18 protein-coding genes are annotated in these 23,661 nt (G+C 45.7%); all 18 read left to right on the top strand.

Annotated elements, in window-relative coordinates:
• Nucleotides 1–67 precede the first annotated feature (67 nt).
• The 18 genes from addB to PV403_RS13970 all read left to right on the top strand — a co-directional run bounded on the left by addB (nt 68) and on the right by PV403_RS13970 (nt 23,656).
• Nucleotides 68–3,580 carry a helicase-exonuclease AddAB subunit AddB gene (gene addB, locus PV403_RS14055; RefSeq protein ID WP_332085069.1) on the top strand — a complete coding sequence of 1,171 codons (3,513 nt, stop codon included), beginning with the start codon at nt 68–70 and terminating at the stop codon, nt 3,578–3,580.
• Nucleotides 3,577–7,716, top strand: coding sequence for a helicase-exonuclease AddAB subunit AddA (gene addA, locus PV403_RS14050; protein ID WP_332085068.1), 4,140 nt, complete (start codon nt 3,577–3,579; stop codon nt 7,714–7,716). Before addB ends, addA begins: the two co-directional genes overlap by 4 nt.
• A gap of 31 nt (nt 7,717–7,747) precedes the next feature.
• On the top strand, nt 7,748–8,932 hold the full coding sequence (locus PV403_RS14045; RefSeq protein WP_332085067.1) for an exonuclease SbcCD subunit D: 1,185 nt from the start codon (nt 7,748–7,750) through the stop codon (nt 8,930–8,932).
• Nucleotides 8,929–12,360 (top strand): AAA family ATPase, encoded by a 3,432-nt coding sequence (locus tag PV403_RS14040; RefSeq protein ID WP_332085066.1) that lies wholly within the window; start codon nt 8,929–8,931, stop codon nt 12,358–12,360. The genes PV403_RS14045 and PV403_RS14040 overlap by 4 nt, the downstream gene beginning before the upstream one ends.
• A 154-nt stretch (nt 12,361–12,514) precedes the next feature.
• Nucleotides 12,515–12,910, top strand: coding sequence for a hypothetical protein (locus PV403_RS14035; RefSeq protein WP_332085065.1), 396 nt, complete (start codon nt 12,515–12,517; stop codon nt 12,908–12,910).
• Between the two features lie 259 nt (nt 12,911–13,169).
• Complete coding sequence (locus PV403_RS14030) at nt 13,170–13,529, top strand: histidine triad nucleotide-binding protein (protein WP_332085064.1); 360 nt, start codon at nt 13,170–13,172, stop codon at nt 13,527–13,529.
• A gap of 144 nt (nt 13,530–13,673) precedes the next feature.
• On the top strand, nt 13,674–13,847 hold the full coding sequence (gene rpsU / locus PV403_RS14025) for a 30S ribosomal protein S21 (RefSeq protein ID WP_005547957.1): 174 nt from the start codon (nt 13,674–13,676) through the stop codon (nt 13,845–13,847).
• Between the two features lie 15 nt (nt 13,848–13,862).
• The gene (locus tag PV403_RS14020) at nt 13,863–14,306 is read left to right on the top strand and encodes a GatB/YqeY domain-containing protein (protein ID WP_160034110.1); all 444 of its coding nucleotides are present in this window, start codon (nt 13,863–13,865) and stop codon (nt 14,304–14,306) included.
• Between the two features lie 127 nt (nt 14,307–14,433).
• Nucleotides 14,434–15,810, top strand: a complete 1,377-nt coding sequence (locus PV403_RS14015; RefSeq protein ID WP_332085062.1) for an NfeD family protein — start codon at nt 14,434–14,436, stop codon at nt 15,808–15,810.
• A gap of 62 nt (nt 15,811–15,872) precedes the next feature.
• Complete coding sequence (gene floA, locus PV403_RS14010) at nt 15,873–16,883, top strand: flotillin-like protein FloA (RefSeq protein ID WP_213530114.1); 1,011 nt, start codon at nt 15,873–15,875, stop codon at nt 16,881–16,883.
• Nucleotides 16,884–16,896: 13 nt separating this feature from the next.
• Nucleotides 16,897–17,418, top strand: coding sequence for a hypothetical protein (locus tag PV403_RS14005; protein ID WP_332085061.1), 522 nt, complete (start codon nt 16,897–16,899; stop codon nt 17,416–17,418).
• A gap of 126 nt (nt 17,419–17,544) precedes the next feature.
• Complete coding sequence (yqfC, locus tag PV403_RS14000; RefSeq protein ID WP_213530109.1) at nt 17,545–17,838, top strand: sporulation protein YqfC; 294 nt, start codon at nt 17,545–17,547, stop codon at nt 17,836–17,838.
• Nucleotides 17,835–19,040 carry a sporulation protein YqfD gene (gene yqfD, locus PV403_RS13995; protein WP_332085060.1) on the top strand — a complete coding sequence of 402 codons (1,206 nt, stop codon included), beginning with the start codon at nt 17,835–17,837 and terminating at the stop codon, nt 19,038–19,040. Before yqfC ends, yqfD begins: the two co-directional genes overlap by 4 nt.
• Before the next feature lie 6 nt (nt 19,041–19,046).
• Entirely contained in the window at nt 19,047–20,018 is a 972-nt protein-coding gene (locus PV403_RS13990; protein WP_191798844.1) for a PhoH family protein, read from the top strand.
• A gap of 17 nt (nt 20,019–20,035) precedes the next feature.
• Nucleotides 20,036–22,264, top strand: a complete 2,229-nt coding sequence (locus PV403_RS13985; protein WP_213530104.1) for an HD family phosphohydrolase — start codon at nt 20,036–20,038, stop codon at nt 22,262–22,264.
• A gap of 87 nt (nt 22,265–22,351) precedes the next feature.
• Nucleotides 22,352–22,846 carry an rRNA maturation RNase YbeY gene (gene ybeY / locus PV403_RS13980; RefSeq protein WP_332085058.1) on the top strand — a complete coding sequence of 165 codons (495 nt, stop codon included), beginning with the start codon at nt 22,352–22,354 and terminating at the stop codon, nt 22,844–22,846.
• Nucleotides 22,846–23,211, top strand: coding sequence for a diacylglycerol kinase family protein (locus PV403_RS13975; protein ID WP_332085057.1), 366 nt, complete (start codon nt 22,846–22,848; stop codon nt 23,209–23,211). Before ybeY ends, PV403_RS13975 begins: the two co-directional genes overlap by 1 nt.
• Before the next feature lie 37 nt (nt 23,212–23,248).
• Complete coding sequence (locus PV403_RS13970) at nt 23,249–23,656, top strand: cytidine deaminase (protein WP_213530098.1); 408 nt, start codon at nt 23,249–23,251, stop codon at nt 23,654–23,656.
• The last annotated feature ends 5 nt before the right edge of the window (nt 23,657–23,661 follow it).

Below are 23,661 nucleotides of genomic sequence, written 5' to 3'. Positions count from 1 at the left end.
TAGCTAGTTCATAGATGAACAATAGTTATTTTACACATAAAAAATGAGAGAAAGCGAGGGGTGACCATTGCCTCTTCATATGCTTATAGGCCGTGCAGGCACTGGAAAAAGCAGTTCGATCATCAAGGAGATCACGGAAGAACTTCGTCAGAATCCTGGAGGGAAACCGATCATTTTGATTGTTCCAGAACAAGCCTCCTTTCAGACGGAGACAACGCTGATTCGCTCCCATGAGATTAAAGGTTCAGTCCGGGCTCAGGTACTCGATTTTCGCAGACTTAGTTACCGGGTTATGCAGGAAACGAGCGGTTCAGCGCTGATTCCCGTTGGTTCAGAAGGTAAAAAAATGTTGCTGTACAAAATTGTACAACGGCGCAAAGATGAACTGAAAATTTTCTCCGCATCAGGTGGTCAGATGGGGTTTGTAGGGCATTTAAACAATCTGTTTGCCGAACTGAAACGCTACGGAGAACCGGAACGGGCCATCAAAGAAGAGCTTGAAAATGCAGAACAGCTTCCGGGAGCAGGAACAATTTTACGTCATAAAATGCATGATATTGCTGCCATCTATCGTGATTTTGAAGCAGAAGTCTCTCGTTTTCATATGGACGAAGAGGATACACTCGTGAAACTTGCTGGTCAGCTTCCTGAGTCGGATTATGTGAAAGAGGCAGATATATGGATCGATGGGTTTCGCAGTTTTACTCCGCAGGAACTCGCGGTGATTCGGCAGCTTATTATTCATGCTAGATCCGTAACCATTGCCTTAACACTGGACCGTCCTTACGGGGAAGGGGAACAACCACAAGAGTTAAATTTGTTCTATCAGTCGGCTTCGGCTTATATCAAGCTGAATGGGATAGCATCTGAGATTGGTGAGTCCACTCATACGACGGTACTTGCACCGGAGAAATCGCCGCGTTTTACTTCTTCTGCACTGGCTCATCTGGAGTCTGGATTTGAGAAGCGTAGAGTGATGCCAGCAGGCAAGGATGACGGCGGAATTGAGATTCGCAGTGCTGCGAACAGCCGAGTTGAAGTGGAAGGGATGCTAAGAGAGATAGGGCGACTTGTACGTGAAGAGAACGTCCGTTACCGGGATATCGCGGTCCTGGTTAGAAATATAGAAGCGTATGAAAATATAATATCCCCTCTCTTCCAAGATTACGATATACCTTATTTTCTCGATAAGCGCAGAGATGAACTTCATCATCCATTAGCAGAATTCCTGAGATCAGCAATGGACATTGTGCGGCATCGCTGGCGGTATGAGGATGTATTCCGCGCGGTCAAGACCGATCTGCTTCTTCCTTTGGATGGCTCAGTCAACCGTTACCATATGGACATACTCGAGAATTATGTGCTTGCGAGCGGGATCTCAGGATATCGATGGACGGATGGGAAACCGTGGAGAGCAGCCCCAAGTTTATCTTTGGAAGAGGAAGAAGGGGCAGAGGCTCAGCGTGAAGAGGCAAACCGTGAAACGGTTCAGATGCTTGAAAGGTGCCGAGAGGTGATTACTTCTCCGCTGTTTGCTTTTGAGAAAAGAGTCAAAAAAGCAAAAACAGCAAAAGAGTTCTGTTCGGCTTTATTTTTGCTTCTGGATGATGCAGAAATTGCAAATAAGCTTGATGCACGAAGTCATGAGGCGCTCAAGACAGGTAAGCCGGAAAAAGCACGAGAACACCGCGGGATGTGGGCAGCGGTACTTGAACTTTTGGATCAAGTCGTAGAAATGATGGGCGAAGAAAAAATGGATGCAGAACTTTTTGCAGGCATTTTGGAAACAGGCTTATCAGAGCTGAAACTCGGTTTAGTTCCGCCTGCTTTGGATCAAGTTCTCGTTGGTTCTATGGACAGATCCCGTACAGGAAACGTCAGTCATATTTTCATCCTTGGAGCAATCGATGGTGTGCTTCCGCAAATACAAACAGAGGATGGAGTCCTTACGGAAACCGAACGGGCAGCCCTCACCGAGTATGGAATGCAGCTTGGCCCCGATGTAAACCGGAAAATGCAGGATGAACGTTTTCTAATTTACAGTGCTTTTACTCAGCCAAGCCATAAATTATGGATAAGTTATCCTCAAAGTGATGAGGACGGTAAGGCGCTTCATCCTTCTGAAATGATACGCTATTTGAAACGTATGTTTCCGGAACTTAAAGAGAAGACATTGCTGGACGAACCGGCATCAAGTGATCCATGGGAAGAACATGAGCAATATATAACACATCCAGATAAGACGATGGCTCATCTGATCAGCCAGCTTCGAGAATGGCGCAGGGGACAGGCGATCCCGGCTGTTTGGTGGGATGTATATAATTGGTATCTACATCAGCCGGACAAGCAGATACGACTCGAACGAATGCTTGGATCTGTTTTTTATGAGAACCGGACAAGGTCTCTAACCAAGGCCACAAGCAGGAAGCTATATGGTAACAAGCTGAAGACCAGCGTTTCTCGTATGGAACGTTTTGCGATGTGTCCATTTTCTCACTTTGCTTCACATGGACTAAAGCTGAAAGAGCGTCAGGTCTATCGCCTGAAAGCACCGGATATCGGACAGTTGTTCCATGCGGCGCTGAGCAAGATGGCAAGCCGGCTTAAAGAGCAAAATCGGAATTGGGGCGTACTGACCAAAGAGGAATGTGTACAGGAGGCAGAAGCAACAGTAGATGTACTTGCCCCTCAGCTGCAAGGCGAGATTTTACTGAGTTCAGCTCGGTATGGATACATTTTTCGAAAGCTGAAAAACATTGTCAGCCGTGCTTCGATTATTTTAGGGGAGCAGTCAAAACGCGGAAACTTTGAGCCGCTGGCACTCGAACTCGATTTTGGACCAGATAAATCGCTGCCGCCGCTTACATTTGAATTGGCAAATGGGGTTGTCATGGAGATTGTGGGGCGGATTGACCGTGTGGACGTAGCAGAAGGAGAACACGGAGATATTCTACTTCGAGTGATTGATTATAAATCCAGTCAAACGGATCTAAAACTACATGAAGTATTCTATGGATTATCGCTCCAGATGCTTACGTATCTTGATGTGCTGTTAACTTTTGCCGAAGAGTGGATCGGAACGGAAGCTCATCCTGCAGGAGTACTTTATTTCCATGTGCATAACCCTCTTTTGACTTCAGCCAATGCGATGGCACAAGAGCAGGCAGAACAAGAGCTTTTGAAACGATTCAAAATGAAAGGTTTGCTGCTTGCCGACCGCGATGTGGTGGCGAAGATGGACAACACGCTGGATAAAGGATACTCCTCTATTTTACCTGTGGCCGTTAAGGCAGATGGAGGTTTCTATAGCAGTGCTTCCGTAGCAACCGAAGAGCAGTGGGGCATGCTGCTAGGCTCTGTACGAAATACAATTCAAGAAATCGGATCAAGAATTACCGAAGGTGAGGTTGGGATTGAACCTTTCCGAATGCAGCAGGAAACAGCATGTACATTTTGTCCATTCAAATCCGTGTGTCAGTTTGACGAGGGGCTGCCTGGGAACGAATATCATCTCATTCGAAAGCCCGCTAAACAGCAGGCATGGGATCTATTTCAGCATGAAGGGGGAGAAGAAGAATGAGGAGTATACCTAAACCGGAAGGAAGTTTTTGGAGTGATGATCAGTGGAAAGCTATTTCTTCTTCCGGAGAGGACATGCTGGTGGCTGCAGCTGCCGGCTCAGGGAAAACGGCAGTGCTTGTCGAGCGTATCATTCGTAAGATATCAGATGAGGATGCGGGATTTAGTGTAGATCGTCTGCTTGTAGCTACGTTTACCAAGGCAGCAGCTTCCGAGATGCGCGAGCGGATCCGGGATACTCTGGAAACAGCACTTGAGAAGCAGCCCGAGAACGAACATTTGCGCCGTCAGCTGAGTCTGCTCGGCCGAGCTTCAATCACAACCCTTCATTCATTCTGTATGGAGATTATTCGCAGATATTATCAGCAGATTCCGCTGGATCCAGGGTTTCGTATTCTGAATGAATATGAAGCAGAGCTCATGCGTCAAGAACTACTGATGGATCTGTTTGAACAAAAATACAGTGAAGAAGGCGAAGGAAGTACCTTCCGCAGGCTCGTGGATTGGTTCAGCGGTGAGCGCAGTGATGATGCAATGTACCGGCTGGTGCAGAAGTTGTACGATTTCTCGCGGAGTCATTCATGGCCATCCTATTGGCTTGAAGAAATGGCAGCTTCTTTCCGTGTGAATTCAGTGGAGGAGCTGGGTCAGTCCACTTGGGTGAGAAGCATTATGCGTGACGCGGAACTTGCTCTGGGCGGCGCGGTCCTTTTGCTTGAGCAGGCACTGCGTATCGCCAAAGAACCGGAGGGTCCTGCAGCTTATGCGGAGACGTTCAATAGTGATCTTGAAATGGTGCACGAACTGCTTTCCAGGGTGAAAAATGGTGCTTGGGATGAACTATACGATGTTTTTCATCAATCTGAGTTCGGCAAGCTGAAGGCAGTCCGTAAGGGACAGGCTGATCCTGGGCTCCAGGAGAGAGCAAAAGAGCGGAGAGAAGCCGCCAAAAAGACAGTTATGGAACTGAAAACGGCATTATTTGGTCGTACGCCGGAACAGTTCTTTGATGAAATGAATAAAGCGGCACCTCTAATGGAGGAGCTGGCTTCTGTCGTAAATCAATTTGCTCGTGTATTTACGGAGGAGAAGAAAGCGAGAGGTGTTGTCGATTTCAGTGATTTAGAGCATTATGCGCTCCAAATCTTACGAGGTGCTGACTCTACGCCAGAACAGACGATTCCATCAGATGCAGCACTAGAGTATCAGCAGCAATTTGATGAAGTGTTACTTGATGAATATCAAGATACAAATACAGTTCAGGAAGATATCGTTAGCTTGATCTCCCGCAAAGAACCCGGAAACCGGTTCATGGTGGGGGATGTCAAACAGAGTATTTATCGTTTCCGTCTAGCCGAGCCAGGACTCTTCCTGGATAAGTATCGCCGTTATGATACGGAGGGCGAAGGTGATGGTCTCCGGATTGATCTAGCACGGAATTTCCGCAGCCGGCTTGAAGTTGTAAGTGCCGTAAATATGCTGTTCAGACAGATCATGAATGTAGGCGTGGCTGAAATTGAATATGATGATGCAGCCGCTTTATCATTTGGAGCCTCTTTTCCTGATGTACCAGAAGATGGGCGATACACACCCGAACTTATCATGATTGATAGGGCCGGTTCGGAAGCACCGGAACAGCCTGAGAATGCGGGGGAAGATGGGGCTGCGAGTGAAGTTATAGAACAGCTTGAGATGGAGACAGCAGAGCTCGAGGCAAGGGTCATTGCTGCCCGTATTCATGAGATGGTTGGCAATACCGGAAATCCGCTTCCTGTCTATGATAAAAACACGAAAGAGATGAGACCTGCAAGATATGGCGATATCGTCATTCTGCTGCGCTCTGCTCAGCTGTGGACTCCGCTTATTATGGAACAACTGAAGCGTGAAGGTATTCCCGTAATCGGTGACCAAAACAAAGGTTTTTTCCAGGCCACTGAAATTGAAATTATGCTTTCCTTACTGCAAGTCGTGGATAATCCTCAGCAGGATATACCGCTCGCGTCTGTACTTCGTTCTCCGATTGTAGGTCTAGATGAAGAGGAACTCGCTGTCATTCGTCTTGCAGGTAAACGGCTTTCTTTTTATGACGCTATGCGCAGCACTATAGCAAATCTGGGAAAAGAAACAGGAGCAAATCGTGAGATAGAAACAGGTGAGTTTAACAGCAACGGGCATATAAACAGTAATAGAGCTGATGATATAGAGCAATTAGAGGCACAGATGGCTCTTGAACTCGGGATGAAGGAAGCGAGCGCAGCATTTGAAGTGGTAGAAACCCTAGGCGATCCAAGGAACGATGTTCATATAGAAGAGAGTAAGTCCGATTCTTTACAGTTCAAAACAAATCTGCTTCGCAAATTAACTGCATTTTCTGATTTTCTAGAAGAGTGGAGACAGGAGGCGAGAAGTGGCAGCTTGAGCGAATTAATCTGGCGTATCTACCGGGATACCGGTTATTTGGATTGGGTCAGCGGTCTGCCGGGCGGAGTGCAGCGCAGCCGTAATTTGAAAGCTCTCTACGATCGTGCAAAACAATATGAGAATTCCACAGCGAATCGTGGATTGTTCCGTTTTCTTACTTTTATTTCAAGACTCAAAGACAACGGAGGAGACCTGGGCGCGGTGGGTATAGCAGCGGATACAGAAGGATCGGTCCGCATCATGACCATTCACCGGAGTAAGGGACTAGAATTCCCCATCGTCTTTGTCGCGGGCATGTCCAAAATGTTTAATCAACAAGATTTGAATGCACCATTTATGATGCATAAAGAGCTAGGATTTGGTCCGAGGTTTGTGGATGAAGAGAATAGAGTCAGCTATCCTACGCTCGCAAGTCTTGCCATTCGCAGACGAGCTCATGCAGAGTTATTAGCTGAAGAAATGCGTGTGCTCTACGTTGCATTGACACGTCCTAAGGAAAAAATGATTCTTATTGGCACGGTAAAAGATGCTGTTCAAAAAGCGATGAACTGGTCTCAGATTAAGAATCATCAGGCGCTTCTGCTTCCAGAAACACTGCTGGCTTCAGGACGCAGTTATATGGATTGGATCGGTCCCGCTGTGTTCAGGCATCCAGATGCATGGCATCTGCGTGCGCTTGCAGGACTCGAAGATGAGGAAATGGGCAGAGATTTAGGGCAGCCAGATTTGTTTGTACAGGATGATTCGAGATGGCGTATTTCCGTATTGTCTGCAGAATCTGTATCTTCTTCCCTGGATGCTTCGATGAACGAAGCGGCGGATGAAATAAATGAAGATCGGCAGCAGGTCACGCGTGCGCTAATGAATCTATCACCTGTTGAGACGCCCGTTTCAGAAGAGTCCGAAAGTCATAAAATGAAAATTGATGAGGTGCTTAGCTGGACTTATCCATATACGGCTAGTGCACATACAGCAGCAAGTACATCCGTGACGGAGATGAAGTCGCTCCTTGCGATGCAGGAGCATCCGCCGCTAGGTTTAATAGAAGAAAAGGTTCTTCATGACGAGCAGGGAAAACTGGCGGTAAATGAAGAGTTTACTTTACATTTACGCAGACCGAAGTTTATGGAAGAATCCAGGTTAACGGGGGCGGAGCGCGGAACGGTATATCATACCTTAATGCAGCATGTACCCGCTGAACCAGGATTAACGGTCAGCACAGCTCAGGCGGTCATTGCTAGTTTGGTAGAGCGTCATATCTTGCTCCCTTATCAGGCAGAAGCGATTGATCCGGTTCAGATTGTACGTTTTTTCGAAAGTGAACCGGGTAAGGCTTTGATAGAAGCAGAGAAGACAGGCTGGGTGAGAAGAGAAATGCCGTTTAGCTACGGGCTTCCTGCAGATGAGACTTTGCTTGATTTTCATCATCATTCGTCTACGGGAGAAGAGAATCGGATGGACTCGAGTATCCTCGGCGGAGAGACAGTACTCATTCAAGGGATTGTAGACTGTCTATTTGAAGTAGGCGGCAAACGAATTTTGCTAGATTACAAGACCGATAGAGTACTTGAGCATCGGGGCGGGATCGACACCCTTGCAAAGGGCTATGAGTTTCAGCTTGATCTTTATGCAAGAGCTTTACGAGACATTTTAGGTTATCAGATAGATGAGAAATGGCTTTATTTTTTTGATGCAGATACGGCAGTAAAGCTCTAGGAAAATGAGGGCGAAAAGGAGTAATTAACAAATGCGAATATTGCACACAGGAGATTGGCATTTCGGAAAAACACTGGAAGGGCGCAGTCGGCTAAAAGAGCAGGAGCAGTTTGTGGACGAGTTGGTTCGACTTGCGAATGAGGAAAAAGCAGATGCGATTCTTATGGCAGGCGATGTATATGATTCAGTGAATCCTCCAGCTGCTGCTGAGCAGCTCTTCTATGACGCTGTTGCTAGGCTGACCTCTGAAGGCAGACCACTAGTGGTTATTGCAGGAAACCATGATCAGCCTGAACGGGTGGCTTCGGTATCCCCGCTCGTAAATGGACGGGGAATTACACTGGTCGGATTACCCACTTCCGATATTATTACGATTCATGCCCAAAGAACCGGAGAAATCGCTAAAATTGCAGCCCTTCCTTATCCCTCCGAATCCAGGCTTAATGAATTGTTTACGGAGGATGGAGAAGAGCAGGGAATGCGGCTTGCCTATAGTGAACGAGTGGGGCAGCTCATGAGGCATTTAGGGAACAGTTTTGAGAAGGACACAGTAAACCTGTCTATGGGTCATATTTATGTGCTTGGGGGACTTGAGAGTGACTCAGAAAGACCAATTCAAGTCGGCGGCGCTTATACAGTGGATCCTTCTGCCTTGTCTATTGGAGCACAATATACGGCGCTAGGACATCTTCACAGACCCCAGCATGTGAAAGGAGAGGGGATGATTCGTTACAGCGGATCCCCTTTATCCTATAGCTTTTCAGAAGCGGGCCAGACGAAATCAGTAGTGATGGTTGATGTAGCACCTGGACAGCCGGCTATCGCTAATGAAGTGTATCTAAGCAGCGGCAAACCTTTAGTACGCTGGAAAGCCCGCGGGGGTCTTGCCGAAGTATACCGCTGGCTTGAGGAAGAACGGGACAAGACAGCTTACATTGATCTGGAGATATCCCTGGAAGAAGCGATGTCGATTGCTGAGATTCAGAAACTTCGTAAAAGCAGGGAAGGAATTATTCATATTCGGCCGGTTTATCCAGAAACAATCACTTCCGAGATGAATGAAGTAAGGTCTGAACTTCCGGTGCATGAAGTTTTCCGAAGATTCTACCAGCGGCAGACAGGCGGGGCGGTCCCGGACGACCAGCTGGTGAAGTTGTTTTTGGAGTTAGTTAATGAAGATGACGGCCGTACAGGGGAAGGGAGTGACTCTGAATGAGACCGGTCAAACTTAAACTATCTGGACTTCAAAGTTATCGGGAAGTACAGGAAATTGATTTCAGGACGCTGACGGAAACGGGTCTGTTTGGAATTTTCGGACCAACCGGCAGTGGAAAATCAACCATTCTAGATGCGATTACGCTTGCGATGTACGGTAAAGTGGAAAGAGCTGTGAATGGTACACAGGGAATTATGAATCAGGCGGAGGATACATTGTTTGTATCTTTCACCTTTGAACTCCAGTCCGAACAAGGAGTACAGACTTATCGCGTTGAACGCCGGTTTAAGCGGACCGGAGATGTCTCGGTCAGTAACTCGGTAAGCCGTTTTATTGCAGTAACGGCAGAAGGAGAGCAAGTACTTGCTGATAAACTTGCCGAGGTAAATCGTGCGGTTGAGGATATGATTGGCCTGAAAATGGATGATTTCACAAGGGCAGTCGTCTTGCCGCAAGGGAAGTTTGCTGAGTTTCTATCTCTAAAAGGAACAGAACGCAGACAGATGTTGCAGCGTCTATTTCATCTAGAGAAATATGGAGATCAGCTGGCAATTAAGCTCAGCCGCAAAGTAAAAGAGAATGATAGTACCCTAAAAGCTCTGGAAGCAGAACAGCAAGGACTGGGTCTGGCAAGTAAAGAAGCTTTAAAAGAAGCGGAGCTTCAGCTTAAGCAAGCCGAGAAGGAAGCGAAGCAGATACGTGCACTACTTGAGCAGGTGACGGCTCTAGCTGAAGGAATGACGAAGACGAGAGAGCTGATTGTGGAGCGGACCAAGTTTAGCGGGCAGCTGGAAAAGATGTTACAACAGCAGGACGAAATCAGCCAATTAGAACAGCAGATGGAACGATCTGCTCTTGCAAGTTCTTTGATTCCTATGCTTGAGGAACAGAATAGAGCAAAAGATGAACTGACAAGAAGACGTTTAGCTGCTGAATCTGCTGAAGTACAGCTCGCACAGAGAGAGAAGATATCTCGTGAGTGTGCTCTGCTTGAACAAGAAAAGGAACAGATTCTAGCAGAAGAAGAACCTAAGCTGCTTGTGCGTCTTGAACAACTGGAACAAGCGCGAGAACTGGAGAAAGAGACGGATCGGCTTGTAAGTGATGTGCAAAAGCTTGCTAAAGAGTGTGAGGCAGAAGCAAAACAGTATCAGATTACACATGAGCTTTTGCTCAAAGAACAAGATCTTCAGGTGAGGGCGACCAATCGACGGAAAGACCTGCAGGAGCAGCTGTCTGGCTGTGAAGTAAAGTCTGGGGAAAGACGTGTGCTACTGGATGCCATTCAGCGGAAACATCGGCTGGATACCGCACTGGACAAGCTGAAAGAAGTTCAGCTGACAGAACAGAAAACACAGGCAGAGTTTGAGCAAGCAAATCAGCAGCGTCACTCAGCAGAGAAGGAAGCTTCCGAACTGCTTGCTGCACAGCAGCAGTTAGGAAATAAACTGAAGACGGCAGAAGCAGAGCTTGTTCGGATGGACATCCATGCACAAGATGCGGTTACTTCCATAAACCAGGAAGAGGAACGACTTCGTGTTCTGCTGAAGGAAGAAGAACTGCAGCGATTATCTGCACGGCTTGCTGCAGAACTTAGCGACGGGAAGTCATGTCCGGTATGCGGTTCGGTGCATCACCCGAATCCGCGGGGGCATGCTCACTCGCCAAGTACGGCAAGTGAGGAAGACCTTGCACAGCTCACTAGCCTGCGCGCCGAGCTTGCTGAGCTGCGGCTTGGCTTCCGCCAGCAGCTGCATGAGCTGCGCGCTGAGCTTGCGCAGCAAGGCCAAAGTGCCGAGCCGCAGGCAGCGGCACTCTCGCAGGCGGAAGCCGCGCCTGCGAAGAGCACAGGCTTTGCTGCTGCGCCTGGCGTGCCAGCTCCGGACCGGGTGCGCGCTTACGCGGAAGCCACCCGGTCCCTCGAAGAGGCGGCTGGGCACCTCGCCGCCTCCATAGCCCCGCTGCGCGAGGAAGCTGCACAGCTTACCGCGCGTGCAGCGGAAGTGCGGCAGCGCCAAATGCTGGCTGCCGCAAACGGTGACGCGTGCGCTAAACAGCACGCGGAAGCCAAGGCGCGCGTTCATGCGCACCAGGCTGAGGTGGCGGCGCTGCGCGCAAGCTGGGCCGAGGAGCTGCCCGGCCTGACACCCGAGGAGGCGACAGTAAAGTACGAGTCGCTCCAAGAGCGCGATACACTTGCCGAAGATTTGAAGGAAAGGCTCCAGAAGAGCGTTATTTTCCTAGAAGAAAAAGCAAGTGTGATCGCAGACATGCAGCAACAGTTGTCGCTCATTGATAAGCGCCGTACCCAGCTGGATACAGAACACGCTGGCAAACAGGAACTGCTGCAAGAGAAAGGGAACCGACTTCGTTCCTGGGTAGGAGAAGAACGGGCAGAAGACTTGCTAAAAGCAGCAGCTTCGTCACTAAATCACATACGTGAAGAGACAAAAGCAGCAAAACTGGCGATGAAAGAGGCGGAAGAGAAGAAGCAGCACGCTTTACAGCAAGTCGGTTTAGCTAAACAATCGCTTGAATCTGCGAAAGATCAGCTTACTACGATCACTTCACGTTATGAAGCGGAGCGGTTGAAGTCTCCTTTTGATTCTGATGAGGATGTGCGAAGTGCGTACATGGAACCGGAGGCTGTTGCCAAAGCAGAATATAGGGTAACGGAATATCGCAACAAACAAAAAGAAGTGGAACTTCGCCTAAAGGATTTGGATGAGAAGCTTCAGGGAGTCATCATTACAGAGGAAGAGTGGGAGCATACAAGTCACAAGCTGCGGACACTGAGGGCGCAAGACGAAGAGGCGATGCGGATAAAAGCAAGAGCGGAGCGAGATTTGGAAGACATATCGCGCCGTCATGAACGCTGGATGGAACTTGATGAAAAACGCAGTGAACTCGCTTTGTATGCTGAACAGTTATCCAAGCTGCAATCCGTATTCCGAGGTAACACGTTTGTCGAATATATTGCGGAAGAACAATTGATGCAGGTCAGCAGAACCGCATCTTCTCGTCTTCGTTACCTAACGAAACAGCGTTATGCGCTGGAGGTGGATTCCGGCGGCGGTTTTGTCATTGTGGATGATGCAAACGGTGGTGTGAAAAGACCGGTATCTACCTTGTCCGGCGGCGAGACATTCCTGACTTCCTTGTCACTTGCACTTGCATTGTCAGCGCAAATTCAGCTGCGCGGTCAATATCCGCTTCAGTTCTTTTTCCTTGATGAAGGGTTCGGAACCCTTGACCCAGAACTGCTGGATACGGTGATCACTTCACTTGAAAAACTGCATAATGATCAGCTTGCCGTCGGTGTAATTAGTCATGTACCTGAACTTAGAGCACGACTTGCCAGAAAACTGGTGGTCGTTCCGGCTGAAGATGCAGGCGGAGGTTCAAAAGTAATGATGGAACAATTATAAATTAGGAATTAGGTTATCTTTATTTTCCGATCACGAACTTCCAATTCGACATTCCTTCAAAGGCGGGAAGAAAAAAATCTTCTTAACTCTTGGCACTTATTCTTGAAGTGAATAACATAGGGTATCAGCCCAGATGCCGAGGAGGAACAAGAAAATGGAAAAAACAGAAGTGAAAAAAATGTGTCAAGATCATATGCATCGTTATGTATGTGTATGGATGGAAGATGGTTCTATGCATGATGGAATCATCGAGAATATGGATGAAGAATATCTTAGTCTCGCCATACCCGTGGGAAGTGAGTATATGAATGAGATGTTTGCTCCAATGCAAACCTCTATGTATGCCCATCAAGGCGTATCTTGTGGGTGTCCTCCTCCGCCATGCGGAGACACACGTGCCTTTATGCCAATTGGTGGATATGGTGGATATGGTGGATATGGAGGTTATCCGCATCATGGCGGCGGATATTATCCAGGCAGACGAAGATTCAGACGTTTGTTACTACCGCTTATTGGTATAACCGCATTGACTCTATTGCCTTTATTATAAGTAAATTCGTAAAAAACGCCTCTTTCTTTTTGAAAAGGGGCGTTTTTATGTTCCTCTTCAACTGGCGAATGGTTTTATAATCCGTTATGATAAAATTATTGTACAAGAATCAATTTCATAATTCCTTTAGTTGCTTTAATCAGGGGTATATATAGATCAAAATGGTTTTGTTTGTCTATATATAGTTACAAATTCATCATTTTAATAAGTTATGAAATTGATTCACATACTTTGGTGTAATAAAAAAGGAGGAATGAAAATGGATTGTTTATTTTGCAAAATTGTAGAGGGTAGCATTCCTTCTAATAAGGTGCTCGAGAATGAACATGTGGTTGTATTTCATGATATACAGCCGGCTGCTCCGGTGCATGTTTTGGTTATTCCGAAAAAGCATATTGCTTCCATGAATGAAGTTGCGGGAGAAGATTTTGGTCTGATTGCTGAGATCCATAAGGCTGCACAGGAAGCTGCTAAACAGCTTGGAATTGCAGAATCTGGATACCGTTTAATTAATAATTGTGGAAAAGATGGAGAACAAACCGTCCATCATCTTCATTACCATGTGCTAGGCGGAGCGCGCCTTGGTGCACTCACTGGAATTTCCAATTCTCACAGTTAATTTCGTAGATAAAGCGCATAAAAACCTTGTTTTTAAACGATATTGGTATATAGGTTGACACGCTAACGAATTTTCACCTATAATTAAGTTTGATGAACCGTGTTATATGCTCTTGGACGGTCTGGTCGGAGGGAGGGAAAACTGGTGTCTGAAACTAAAGTTCGTAAAAACGAGACTATTGATGCTGCACTTCGTCGCTTTAAACGCTCTATCGCTAAAGATGGTGTTTTGGCTGAGGTGAAGAAACGTAAGCATTATGAAAAGCCAAGCGTAAAACGTAAGAAAAAGTCCGAGGCTGCTCGTAAGAGAAAGTTTTAGGAGGATTATAACAACATGAATCTTAGCGAACGATTGAACGAAGATATGAAGCAAGCGATGAAGAGTAAGGACAAGTTCAAACTCTCCACCATTCGATTGGTTCGTTCGACGATTAAGAATCTTGAAATAGATTTGAAAAGACCTTTGGATGACAACGAAGTGCTTGATATCCTCAGTCGTGAAATCAAACAGCGCAAAGATGCCCTCCAAGAATTTGATAAAGCGGGTCGCACAGAACTTGCGGAGAATGCCAAAGCGGAAATTGATATAATCAGTCAGTACCTTCCCGCACAGCTTAGCGAAGAAGAAATTAAAGTCATTGTACAGCAGACCATCCAGGAAACCGGTGCTTCTTCGAAAGCCGAGATGGGGAAAGTCATGTCAGCCCTGATGCCGAAAGTAAAAGGCAAAGCGGATGGCAAGCTGGTGAGCCAAGCAGTTCAACAATTTCTGCAATAACATAACCGTAAACACTCCCTAACTCAGGGAGTGTTTTTCTTTTTTTGAAACGTAAATTGTTTACATACGTAATATACATTATGTGGTGGGTATTATAGGATGATATAGAAGGGAGGTACAACAATTAATGAATAAAATCAAAAATTGGAAGTTTCCGGTTGTTATTTTAATCGCTTTCTTTGTTACTCTCGTCTCTACTTTTGTTCAACCTCAGGGTATTCAGGCTGCTGCGAAAGATGGTGCGGTGTATGTCATTCCGGTAGATCAGCCTATTGAACGCGGGCTTCAAAAATTCATGGAACGCGGGTTCAAGGAAGCGGAAGAAATACAGGCAGGCCTGATTGTTCTTCAGATCAACACGCCTGGCGGACTTGTCGCAACGACAAAAGAAATTGGAGATATGATTCAGGCAAGCAAAATTCCTACAGTAGCTTATATTAACGGAGATGCGGCTTCAGCAGGCAGTTATATTGCGTTGGTCTCTGATTATATTGCAATGTCTCCGGCAAGTACAATTGGTGCGGCAGCTTTGGTCGATGGGAGCAATAATTATATTGATGATCCCAAGCTAGTAGCTACATGGAAGTCAAACATGCAGGCGGCAGCTGAAAAGAATGATCGTAAAAAAGAGATCGCAGGCGGGATGACCGATCTTAATATGGTTGTTGAAATGCCTGAAATTAGTAGAACCAAAGAAAAAGGCGAAGTTATCTCTCTGACAGCGAAGGAAGCGCTCGAAGTTGGTTACGCTGACAAAATCGTCTCATCGCCTGCCGAAGTAGCTACATGGTTAAATTACTCGCCTGATAATATCTATACGATGGAACAGACGACATTTGAGAAGCTTTCGAGTTTCCTCACTCATCCTGTTGTCTCCACGATTCTATTATTCATTGGGATCGCTGGCATATTGATTGAACTATTTGTTCCTGGATTTGGAGTACCAGGTATTGTTGGTTTCTTGAGCTTTGTCCTTTATTTCGGTGGAAGTTATGTGGCAGGTATCGGCGGATCGGAAACGTGGTTCCTGTTTATCATCGGAATTGCACTCCTTATCTCTGAACTATTTGTTCCAAGCTTTGGTATTCTGGGTGTACTGGGTGCTGGGAGTCTTATTACAGGGGTCGTTAGAGCCGCATACGATACAAGTACAGCACTTGTCTCCTTAGGAATTGCGGCAGCTGCTGCGATTGCACTTGTGATCATAGTCGCCATCGTGTTCAAGGAGAAAGGAATCTGGAATCGTTTTATTCTGAATGATAACATGACGGCTGACAGAGGATATTCTTCGGTTAGAACCAGAGAAGACCTGATTGGAATGGAAGGCACAAGTGCGACTCCGCTTCGCCCATCGGGTACGGCTGTCATTGGGACAGAGCGTGTAGATGTGGTTACAGAAGGGGATTATATTCTCGCAAACGAACCTATTTATGTCTACAAGGTGGAAGGTTCGCGTGTTGTGGTGAAGAAACAAAGTGAAAGAGAAGCTAGCGGCGTTAAATAACGGTTAAATAAGATGGCGTGATTCTGTTATAAAAAAATTAATTTGTTGGAGGAATTTACTACATGGTATTTGAATCAGGTTGGATAGCTATTCTGTTAATTGCCGTTGTTGCGGTCATCATATTAAGTGTGTTCTTTAGCTTTTTCCCTGTAATGCTCTGGATCTCGGCGCTTGCGTCCGGTGTTAGATTAAGCATTATTACCCTCGTAGCTATGAGACTGAGACGGGTTGTACCAAGCCGAATTGTAAACCCACTCATTAAAGCTACAAAAGCAGGACTTGGTCTTAACATTAACCAACTGGAAAGTCATTATCTCGCAGGTGGTAACGTAGACCGAGTGGTTAACTCCTTGATCGCCGCACAACGTGCGAACATTCCACTTGAATTTGAACGTGCTGCAGCGATTGACCTTGCAGGTCGTGATGTGCTACAGGCTGTTCAAATGAGTGTTAATCCACGAGTAATTGAGACTCCAGTCGTCTCTGCGGTAGCAAAAGACGGGATTGAAGTGAAAGTTAAAGCACGTGTAACGGTTCGTGCTAATATTGATCGCCTCGTCGGTGGTGCGGGTGAAGAAACCATTATTGCCCGTGTAGGGGAAGGGATTGTAAGTACGAACGGTGCTTCTAACTCGCATAAAGATGTTCTAGAACATCCGGACCGAATTTCTCGTACCGTACTTGAGAAAGGCTTGGATGCAGGTACTGCATTTGAGATTCTCTCTATTGATATTGCCGATGTTAGTGTAGGTAAAAATATCGGGGCTGATCTGCAGACGGAACAGGCAGAAGCAGACAAACGAATTGCGCAGGCAAAAGCAGAAGAACGACGCGCGATGGCGGTTGCACAAGAACAAGAGATGAAAGCGCGTGTGATTGAGATGAGAGCTCGCGTTGTTGAAGCAGAATCTGATGTGCCGCTCGCGATGGCAGAAGCTTTCCGAAACGGACAACTTGGAATTATGGATTATATGAACTATCGCAATATCGAGGCAGATACAGAGATGCGTGGTGCTATTGCGAAGCCGGAAGAAAGCAAGAGAGACCAGGATGATCATAACCAAAACAGATAAGGTGGTGAAATAGATGAACCTTCTGGACTGGTTATTTAGCAACATCTACTTCGTATTTGTGATTGGCTTTGCGCTCATTTCATTTTTGAATAAAGCAAATAAATCGAGAAGGAATAGCGGATCGGAGAGACCTTCTTCAAGAGAGTTTACACTTCCTATAGATCCTGTTGATTCCCGTGATGGGGAGTATCGCAATCCTTATGATACTCCTGCTACTCCCTCTCCGTCTCCATACTTCCCTAATGCTGTAGAAGATTCTCCAGAGGAAGAATTATCTCAGCATGATATTATGGAGCAACAGCGCAGACAGATCGAAGCAGAGAGACTGCGATTAGAAAGAATAAAAGAAGAGTCTGAGAGAGCGGCACGAGCCGCAAGGCGTGCTGCAGCTTCCAGGGCACAATCTTCTCAGAAACCGAATGAACAGGAAAAGTTATTTGCTGACCCATCCGATATTCGTAAAGGGATTATTTGGGCAGAAGTGTTAGGACCGCCGCGGGCAAAACGTCCTTATCATTCTCGCAATAAGTATTAATATTGGATTAACCAAGGAGCCGTCTTTTCTCTTAATGGAGAAAGGCGGCTTTTTGTCATGAAATCCTCATAAAGCAGCCTTTTCCTGCATATGGTTTAGAGTACAGGAAGGGGGAAGACCAGCTCAATGACCCGGATCAGTCGCAATTTGCGCAAATGGACCAGCGAAGTACTCGATTTGCCGCAGGATGTTCTTTTTGACATGCCAAGGCTAACCCTGATCGGAAGTAAGCAATTATACATAGAGAACCATCGCGGTGTTGTACATTTCTCCGAAGATAAACTTGTGCTCGACCTATCTGTAGGACGGCTTGAGGTAAGCGGTACAGAGCTTGTCATTCGGAATATTATGCCTGAAGAAGTAGCGGTAGAAGGCCATATTAAAAATATTCAGTATATGGGGACGGAGGATGTCAAGTGAGAACACCGGGCTTGGCCAATATTAGGGGAACTGTTCATATTGTACTTCTCGGGGGCGACATCGAAGCCATGATTAATGAAATGGCGAAGCATGGACTGAATGTATGGGAGATCAAAGCAATAGGTAATCGCAGTGCCAGTATGAATATTCTGGTGGACGATTTCTTTGAGCTTCGCCCGCTTTTAAAACGGACAGGCTGCAGGGTACGGGTAAAGCAGCGTATTGGGCTCCCCTTTTTCACGGCAAGACTACTAAAACGGAAACTGTTTGTAACGGGCGCCATTTTATTCTTCGTTTTATTGTATGGCATGTCTGCATTGGTATGGGACGTAAAAGTAGAAGGGAATATAAAAATACCAGAAGAAGAAATTTTGGAAGTAGCTCGTAAAGAAGGGTTATATCCTTTTCAATTTTCATTTCGGCTTCCGGAACAGGACGAGCTGGCCAAGGATATGGTGAAGCAGCTCCCTGCAGCTTCGTGGATCGGGGTACTCCGGGAAGGAACCAAAGTTACGATTCAGGTCGTTGAAGCGGATGAACCAGAGAAGAAACCGCTGATGAGTCCAAGACATCTGATCAGCAAGACGGATGCTGTAATCACTGAAATTTATGCGGAACAAGGCAGACCCGTAGTTCAGAAGGATATGCGGGTCAAGAAGGGTGCTGTACTTATATCAGGTATTCTTGGGGACGAAGAGAACACACAGAGTGTCGTAGCCAAAGGGGAAGTAAAAGGGCTTGTTTGGCATGAATATAATATTGAAGTACCTTTGTTTCAAAAGCAGATCACTTATACAGGAGAGTCTAAAGAACGTCGCTTCCTTGTGCTCGGAAACAGAGCAGTCCAGTTCTGGGGCTATGGAGATACTCCATACAGCAAATTTGAGACCATTACCGAAGTGGACCCGCTGAAATGGCGCTCTTTTAAACTTCCAGTGGGTTGGATGACTGAAATTGACCGTGAAACGTTGTATAAAGAGCAGTCTCTTGGTGAAGAGTTTGTGAAAGGGCAAGGCCTTCAAGCAGCAAAAAATGATATTTTAGCGAAAAACGGTAAAGGTACTAAGATTATCAGCGAAAAAATTTTGCATGAGAAGAAAGAGAATGGTAAAGTTTATATGAAAGTGCTTTTCGAAGTAGAAGAAAGTATCGCGGTTGAATTACCGCTCGTTTATAACCAAGTTGAAGATCAAGGAGAATGAGGTTATTTGACAGAACATAATCGCAGCATACGCATCTCTCTTCAGAACGCAGGTGAAGGACAATCACTTTTTGGACCACAGGACACTTTTCTTAAACTCATGGAGTCCGAAATTCCAGTGACGATTGACTCACGTGAAGCCGAAATCACCATTCGGGGCGACGGAAATGAAGTTGAGAAAATGGAACAGCTATTTGAAGTATTATTGCAATTAATTCGTAATGGATACATTCTTTCCGAAAGAGATATCCAGTACGCAACCGAACTTGCCAAAGATTTCAGAGCCGATCAGCTGCTTGACTTATTTAAAGGTGAAATTACAACTACCTTTCGCGGTAAACCAATTCGTGTAAAGACGATTGGGCAGAAGCATTATGTTACGACCATCAAGAAACGGGACATCGTATTTGGGATCGGACCTGCGGGAACAGGGAAAACCTATCTTGCTGTTGTTCTCGCGGTAGCCGCGTTAAAAGAAGGATCTGTGAAGAGAATTGTATTAACCCGGCCTGCTGTCGAAGCAGGGGAGAACCTCGGGTTTCTGCCAGGAGATCTTCAGGAAAAGGTCGATCCTTATCTGCGTCCGCTATATGATGCGCTATATGATGTAATGGGTCCTGATCAAACGGCCAAAGCGCTGGAACGCGGCCTCATAGAGATTGCACCACTGGCGTACATGCGTGGCCGTACACTGGATGATTCTTTTATTATTTTGGATGAAGCGCAGAATACCACACCGGAACAGATGAAAATGTTTTTGACCCGTCTCGGTTTTGGTTCCAAAATGGTAATCACCGGAGATGTAACTCAAATCGACTTGCCTAGAGGTAAGAAATCAGGACTCATAGAAGCGAAATCGATTCTATCGAGTGTTGAAGAGATTGGATTTGTTTACTTTGCTGAAACTGACGTGGTAAGGCACACCCTTGTGCAGAAAATCATCACTGCTTACGACCGAGCCGCAGAAAATCAAGAATAGAAAGGGATTGTTTCCTGGTGACCCCTAAGGAATTGTCTAAAGACAAGTCTTTTCAGAATAAGAAAATGGGATGGAAGAATAGCAGGGGAGCCCGCTATCTTCTGTTTTTGTTTATGCTCATTCTGTTCTATGTTAGTTTGTCTCCGAGTCTGTTGCCTGAGCGTTATGATATTCAGCAGGGAACACGTAGTGAAAAAGAAATTAAGGCGCCGATGCAGATCCAAGATAATCAAGCACGGGCGCTTGCACAGGAACAGGCGGCTGAAAGTGTTCAGCCGATCTACCAATATGTCTCTTTACGTAATGAAAGTTTAATTACATCCATACTTGACCGTATTGACCGTTTAAATCAGGATGATATATCAAGTGACGACAAGATAGAAATCTATAAACAAGAAATTCCGCAGCGACTAAAGGACTCCGTATCGAATTTTATTAACAATAATCGAAGCTCCGGTATTTATTCCGAACCGCTGCTCGAAGAGATTCGTAAAGTAACCGAAGGACAGTCTTACCGTATTCCAGAAGAGACCTACATCAAAATTGCCAGACTGTCTTCAGATCAGATTAAAGAGATGAAACCTGTGGCAAGAGAGCTTGTCTCTCGGCTTATGGTGGACCAGATTACAGATGCATCTATTCCACGCGCAAAAGTAGCGGAAATGGTCAATACAAGCTCGCTTAATGACCGTACTTCCCGTGAGGTGGTTCAGGAACTTACCCGATTTGTTATTACGTCAAATAAATTCTACGATGAAGAAGCGACAAAAGAAGCCAAAGCGAAGGCGCGGGAAAATACGCCGCCTGTGTACATCGAAGAAGGGGAAACGCTTGTAGCCAAAGGGGAGATTATTACCGAAGAAGTGTACAAGCTGCTTTCGGATAATAAACTTCTGCGTGATGAAGTGAATTATTGGCCGCAGTTTGGTTTATTGTTACTGTCGCTGTTTCTGTCATTAGGTATCCTTATGTACATGCAGCAAATGAGTAATCCGGAGTTCAAATATAACAATGCGCAGCTGCTCATGCTGTTATGTGTATTTGTGATTACGATAGGCAGTATGCATTTAGTTGCTTTTCTTCAGACAGATGGTAGAGTATTCGTCGGATACTTGGCTCCGGTAGGGATTGGCGTTATGTTAATTACCCTGCTGCTCGATATACCTTTGGCCTATATTTCTGCTATTATTTTTGGGATTGTGGCCAGCATTATACTAAATACGCAGCAAAACGAAAATTTTGATTTCAATTTTGGATTGTTTACTGTCATTGTCAGCTTTGTTGCTATTTTTGCTACGGACAAGGCGAGTCAGCGCTCCACTTTACTGAAAAGCGGTATTATGGTGTCTTTGATTGGATCCCTTGTGGTCTTCATGCTTTCGATTCTGGGAGATGGAGATTGGGATCGTACGAATGCACTGTACGGAGTAGGTTTTGCTTTTGCAGGTGGAATTCTGATGGCGATTCTTGCCATTGGTCTTATGCCGTTCTTTGAATCTACTTTTGGAATTTTATCCGCTTTGAAGCTTGTAGAGTTGTCGAATCCGAATCACCCGTTATTACGTAAACTGCTTACAGAAACACCGGGGACTTATCATCACAGTGTGATGGTAGGTAACTTGTCTGAGGCGGCTGCTGAAGCGATCGGTGCAGATGGACTCTTATGCAGAGTGGGTTCTTATTATCATGATATCGGAAAAACAAAACGACCGATTTATTTTATCGAGAATCAGAACAATATGGAAAATCCGCATGACACACTGGATCCTAAGCTTAGTAAGTCCATTATTATCGCTCATGCAAGAGATGGTGTGGAGATGCAAAAAGATTATAAACTTCCTAAACGGATTCGTGACATAGCGGAGCAGCATCATGGAACAACCTTCTTGCACTTTTTCTATCAAAAGGCGATAAAGCAGGCGGAAGAGGCAGGAGTAGAACCTGATTTTACCGAAGAAGATTTTAGGTATCCAGGCCCTAAAGCTCAGTCCAAAGAAGCAGCTATAGTAGGGATTGCAGACAGCGTGGAAGCCGCAGTTCGTTCCTTACGGAAACCGACGGTAGAACAGGTAGAAACGATGATTGAGAAGATTATAAAAAGCAGGCTCGATGATCATCAGCTGAATGATTGCGATTTGACCATGCGTGAGCTGGATATTGTGGCGAAGACGTTAAAAGAAGCGGTAATGGGTATTTTCCATTCTCGAATTGAATATCCGGAAGAAATAAAGAAACCAAAAAGTTAAGTTAGAGCCAGCAGCGAAAAGCGATTGCTTTAGACTTAACCGCTTATTAAGATAACAATAGAGTATACAGATAAGGAGCATACGAAAATGAGTGTGCAACTGGTATGGAATAATAACCAAGAAGTTGTTGAGATCACGGAAGAATTAATTGGGACTTTGGAGAAACTGCTTGAAAAAGCTGCCGAGATGGAGAAGATTACAGATGGTGAGGTAGCCCTCACTTTTGTAACAGACCAAGAGATTCATGAACTGAATAAGGAATATCGAGGAATCGATCGTCCTACCGATGTACTTTCTTTTGCTATGAATGAATCGATTGATGAAGAACTGGATATTATTTATGATCTTGGTGAAAATGAAGCTATAGATCTTCCTGAAATCCTTGGAGATATTATTATTTCGGTGGAGACTGCAATAGCTCAAAGCAAGGAATATGGTCACTCCATTCATCGTGAGATCGGATTTTTGTTTGTACATGGTTTTCTTCATTTGTTAGGTTATGATCATCAGGACGAAGCTAGTGAAGCTGAAATGATGGGAAAACAGGAAACAGTTCTTGCTGAGGTGGGGCTCAGTCGGTAATGAAAAAGCGCTCATGGGGTGATGTATTTCGTAATGCAATGGAGGGCTTAATTGAAAGTTTTCTAACGCAGCGAAATCTGCGTGTTCATGCGGCGTGTGCTCTCCTTGCCGTTGTTGCGGGCCTATTTTTTCATATTTCGCAGGTGGAGTGGATGTTCATCTGTGTGGCAATTGCTGGTGTGATGATAACAGAGCTGCTGAATACCGCTGTTGAACGGGTCGTAGACCTCGCCTCCCCTGAGTTTCACTTGCTCGCAAAATCCGCTAAAGATACCGCTGCTGGAGCTGTGCTGCTGGCGGCGGTTTTTGCCGTGATTATTGCATTGTTTGTTTTTTTGGAGCCGCTGATTACATGGGCTTTCTAAAATAAATAACATTTCGTTCTAGAAAGAGGTAAGATATATGGATAAGCAAAGTTTGATGAAAGAAGCCATTGAAGCTCGTAAGAAAGCTTATATCCCATACTCCCACTTTGGAGTGGGTGCTGCACTGGTTGGGGAAGATGGCCATATCTATCATGGTTGTAATATTGAAAATGCAGCTTACGGTCCAAGTAACTGCGCAGAGCGAACGGCTGTGTTTAGTGCCATCGCGAGCGGCCATGAGCCTAGAAAATTTAAAGCAATAGCGATCGTAGGAGATACAGAAGGTCCGATCTCTCCTTGTGGTATATGTCGTCAGGTGATGTTTGAATTGTGTGAACCCGATATGCCTGTTTACTTAGGAAATCTGAAAGGTGACATTGTGGAAACAACCGTCTCCGATCTACTGCCAGGGGCATTCGGCCCTCAAGATCTTGCGAAAGTATAAAATCA

The organism is Paenibacillus sp. GYB006, from assembly GCF_036577645.1.
In the GTDB taxonomy this organism is placed as follows: Bacteria; Bacillota; Bacilli; order Paenibacillales; family Paenibacillaceae; genus Paenibacillus.
This window is presented reverse-complemented; position numbering and strand designations above follow the sequence as displayed.

What these genes read in the sequence shown, in the direction of transcription:
- addA (WP_332085068.1), top strand. Translation starts at nt 3,577, where the DNA reads ATGAGGAGTATACCTAAACCGGAAGGAAGTTTTTGGAGTGATGATCAG.
- PV403_RS14045 (WP_332085067.1), top strand. Translation starts at nt 7,748, where the DNA reads ATGCGAATATTGCACACAGGAGATTGGCATTTCGGAAAAACACTGGAA.
- PV403_RS14040 (WP_332085066.1), top strand. Translation starts at nt 8,929, where the DNA reads ATGAGACCGGTCAAACTTAAACTATCTGGACTTCAAAGTTATCGGGAA.
- PV403_RS14035 (WP_332085065.1), top strand. Translation starts at nt 12,515, where the DNA reads ATGGAAAAAACAGAAGTGAAAAAAATGTGTCAAGATCATATGCATCGT.
- PV403_RS14030 (WP_332085064.1), top strand. Translation starts at nt 13,170, where the DNA reads ATGGATTGTTTATTTTGCAAAATTGTAGAGGGTAGCATTCCTTCTAAT.
- PV403_RS14020 (WP_160034110.1), top strand. Translation starts at nt 13,863, where the DNA reads ATGAATCTTAGCGAACGATTGAACGAAGATATGAAGCAAGCGATGAAG.
- PV403_RS14015 (WP_332085062.1), top strand. Translation starts at nt 14,434, where the DNA reads ATGAATAAAATCAAAAATTGGAAGTTTCCGGTTGTTATTTTAATCGCT.
- floA (WP_213530114.1), top strand. Translation starts at nt 15,873, where the DNA reads ATGGTATTTGAATCAGGTTGGATAGCTATTCTGTTAATTGCCGTTGTT.
- PV403_RS14005 (WP_332085061.1), top strand. Translation starts at nt 16,897, where the DNA reads ATGAACCTTCTGGACTGGTTATTTAGCAACATCTACTTCGTATTTGTG.
- yqfC (WP_213530109.1), top strand. Translation starts at nt 17,545, where the DNA reads ATGACCCGGATCAGTCGCAATTTGCGCAAATGGACCAGCGAAGTACTC.
- ybeY (WP_332085058.1), top strand. Translation starts at nt 22,352, where the DNA reads ATGAGTGTGCAACTGGTATGGAATAATAACCAAGAAGTTGTTGAGATC.
- PV403_RS13975 (WP_332085057.1), top strand. Translation starts at nt 22,846, where the DNA reads ATGAAAAAGCGCTCATGGGGTGATGTATTTCGTAATGCAATGGAGGGC.
- PV403_RS13970 (WP_213530098.1), top strand. Translation starts at nt 23,249, where the DNA reads ATGGATAAGCAAAGTTTGATGAAAGAAGCCATTGAAGCTCGTAAGAAA.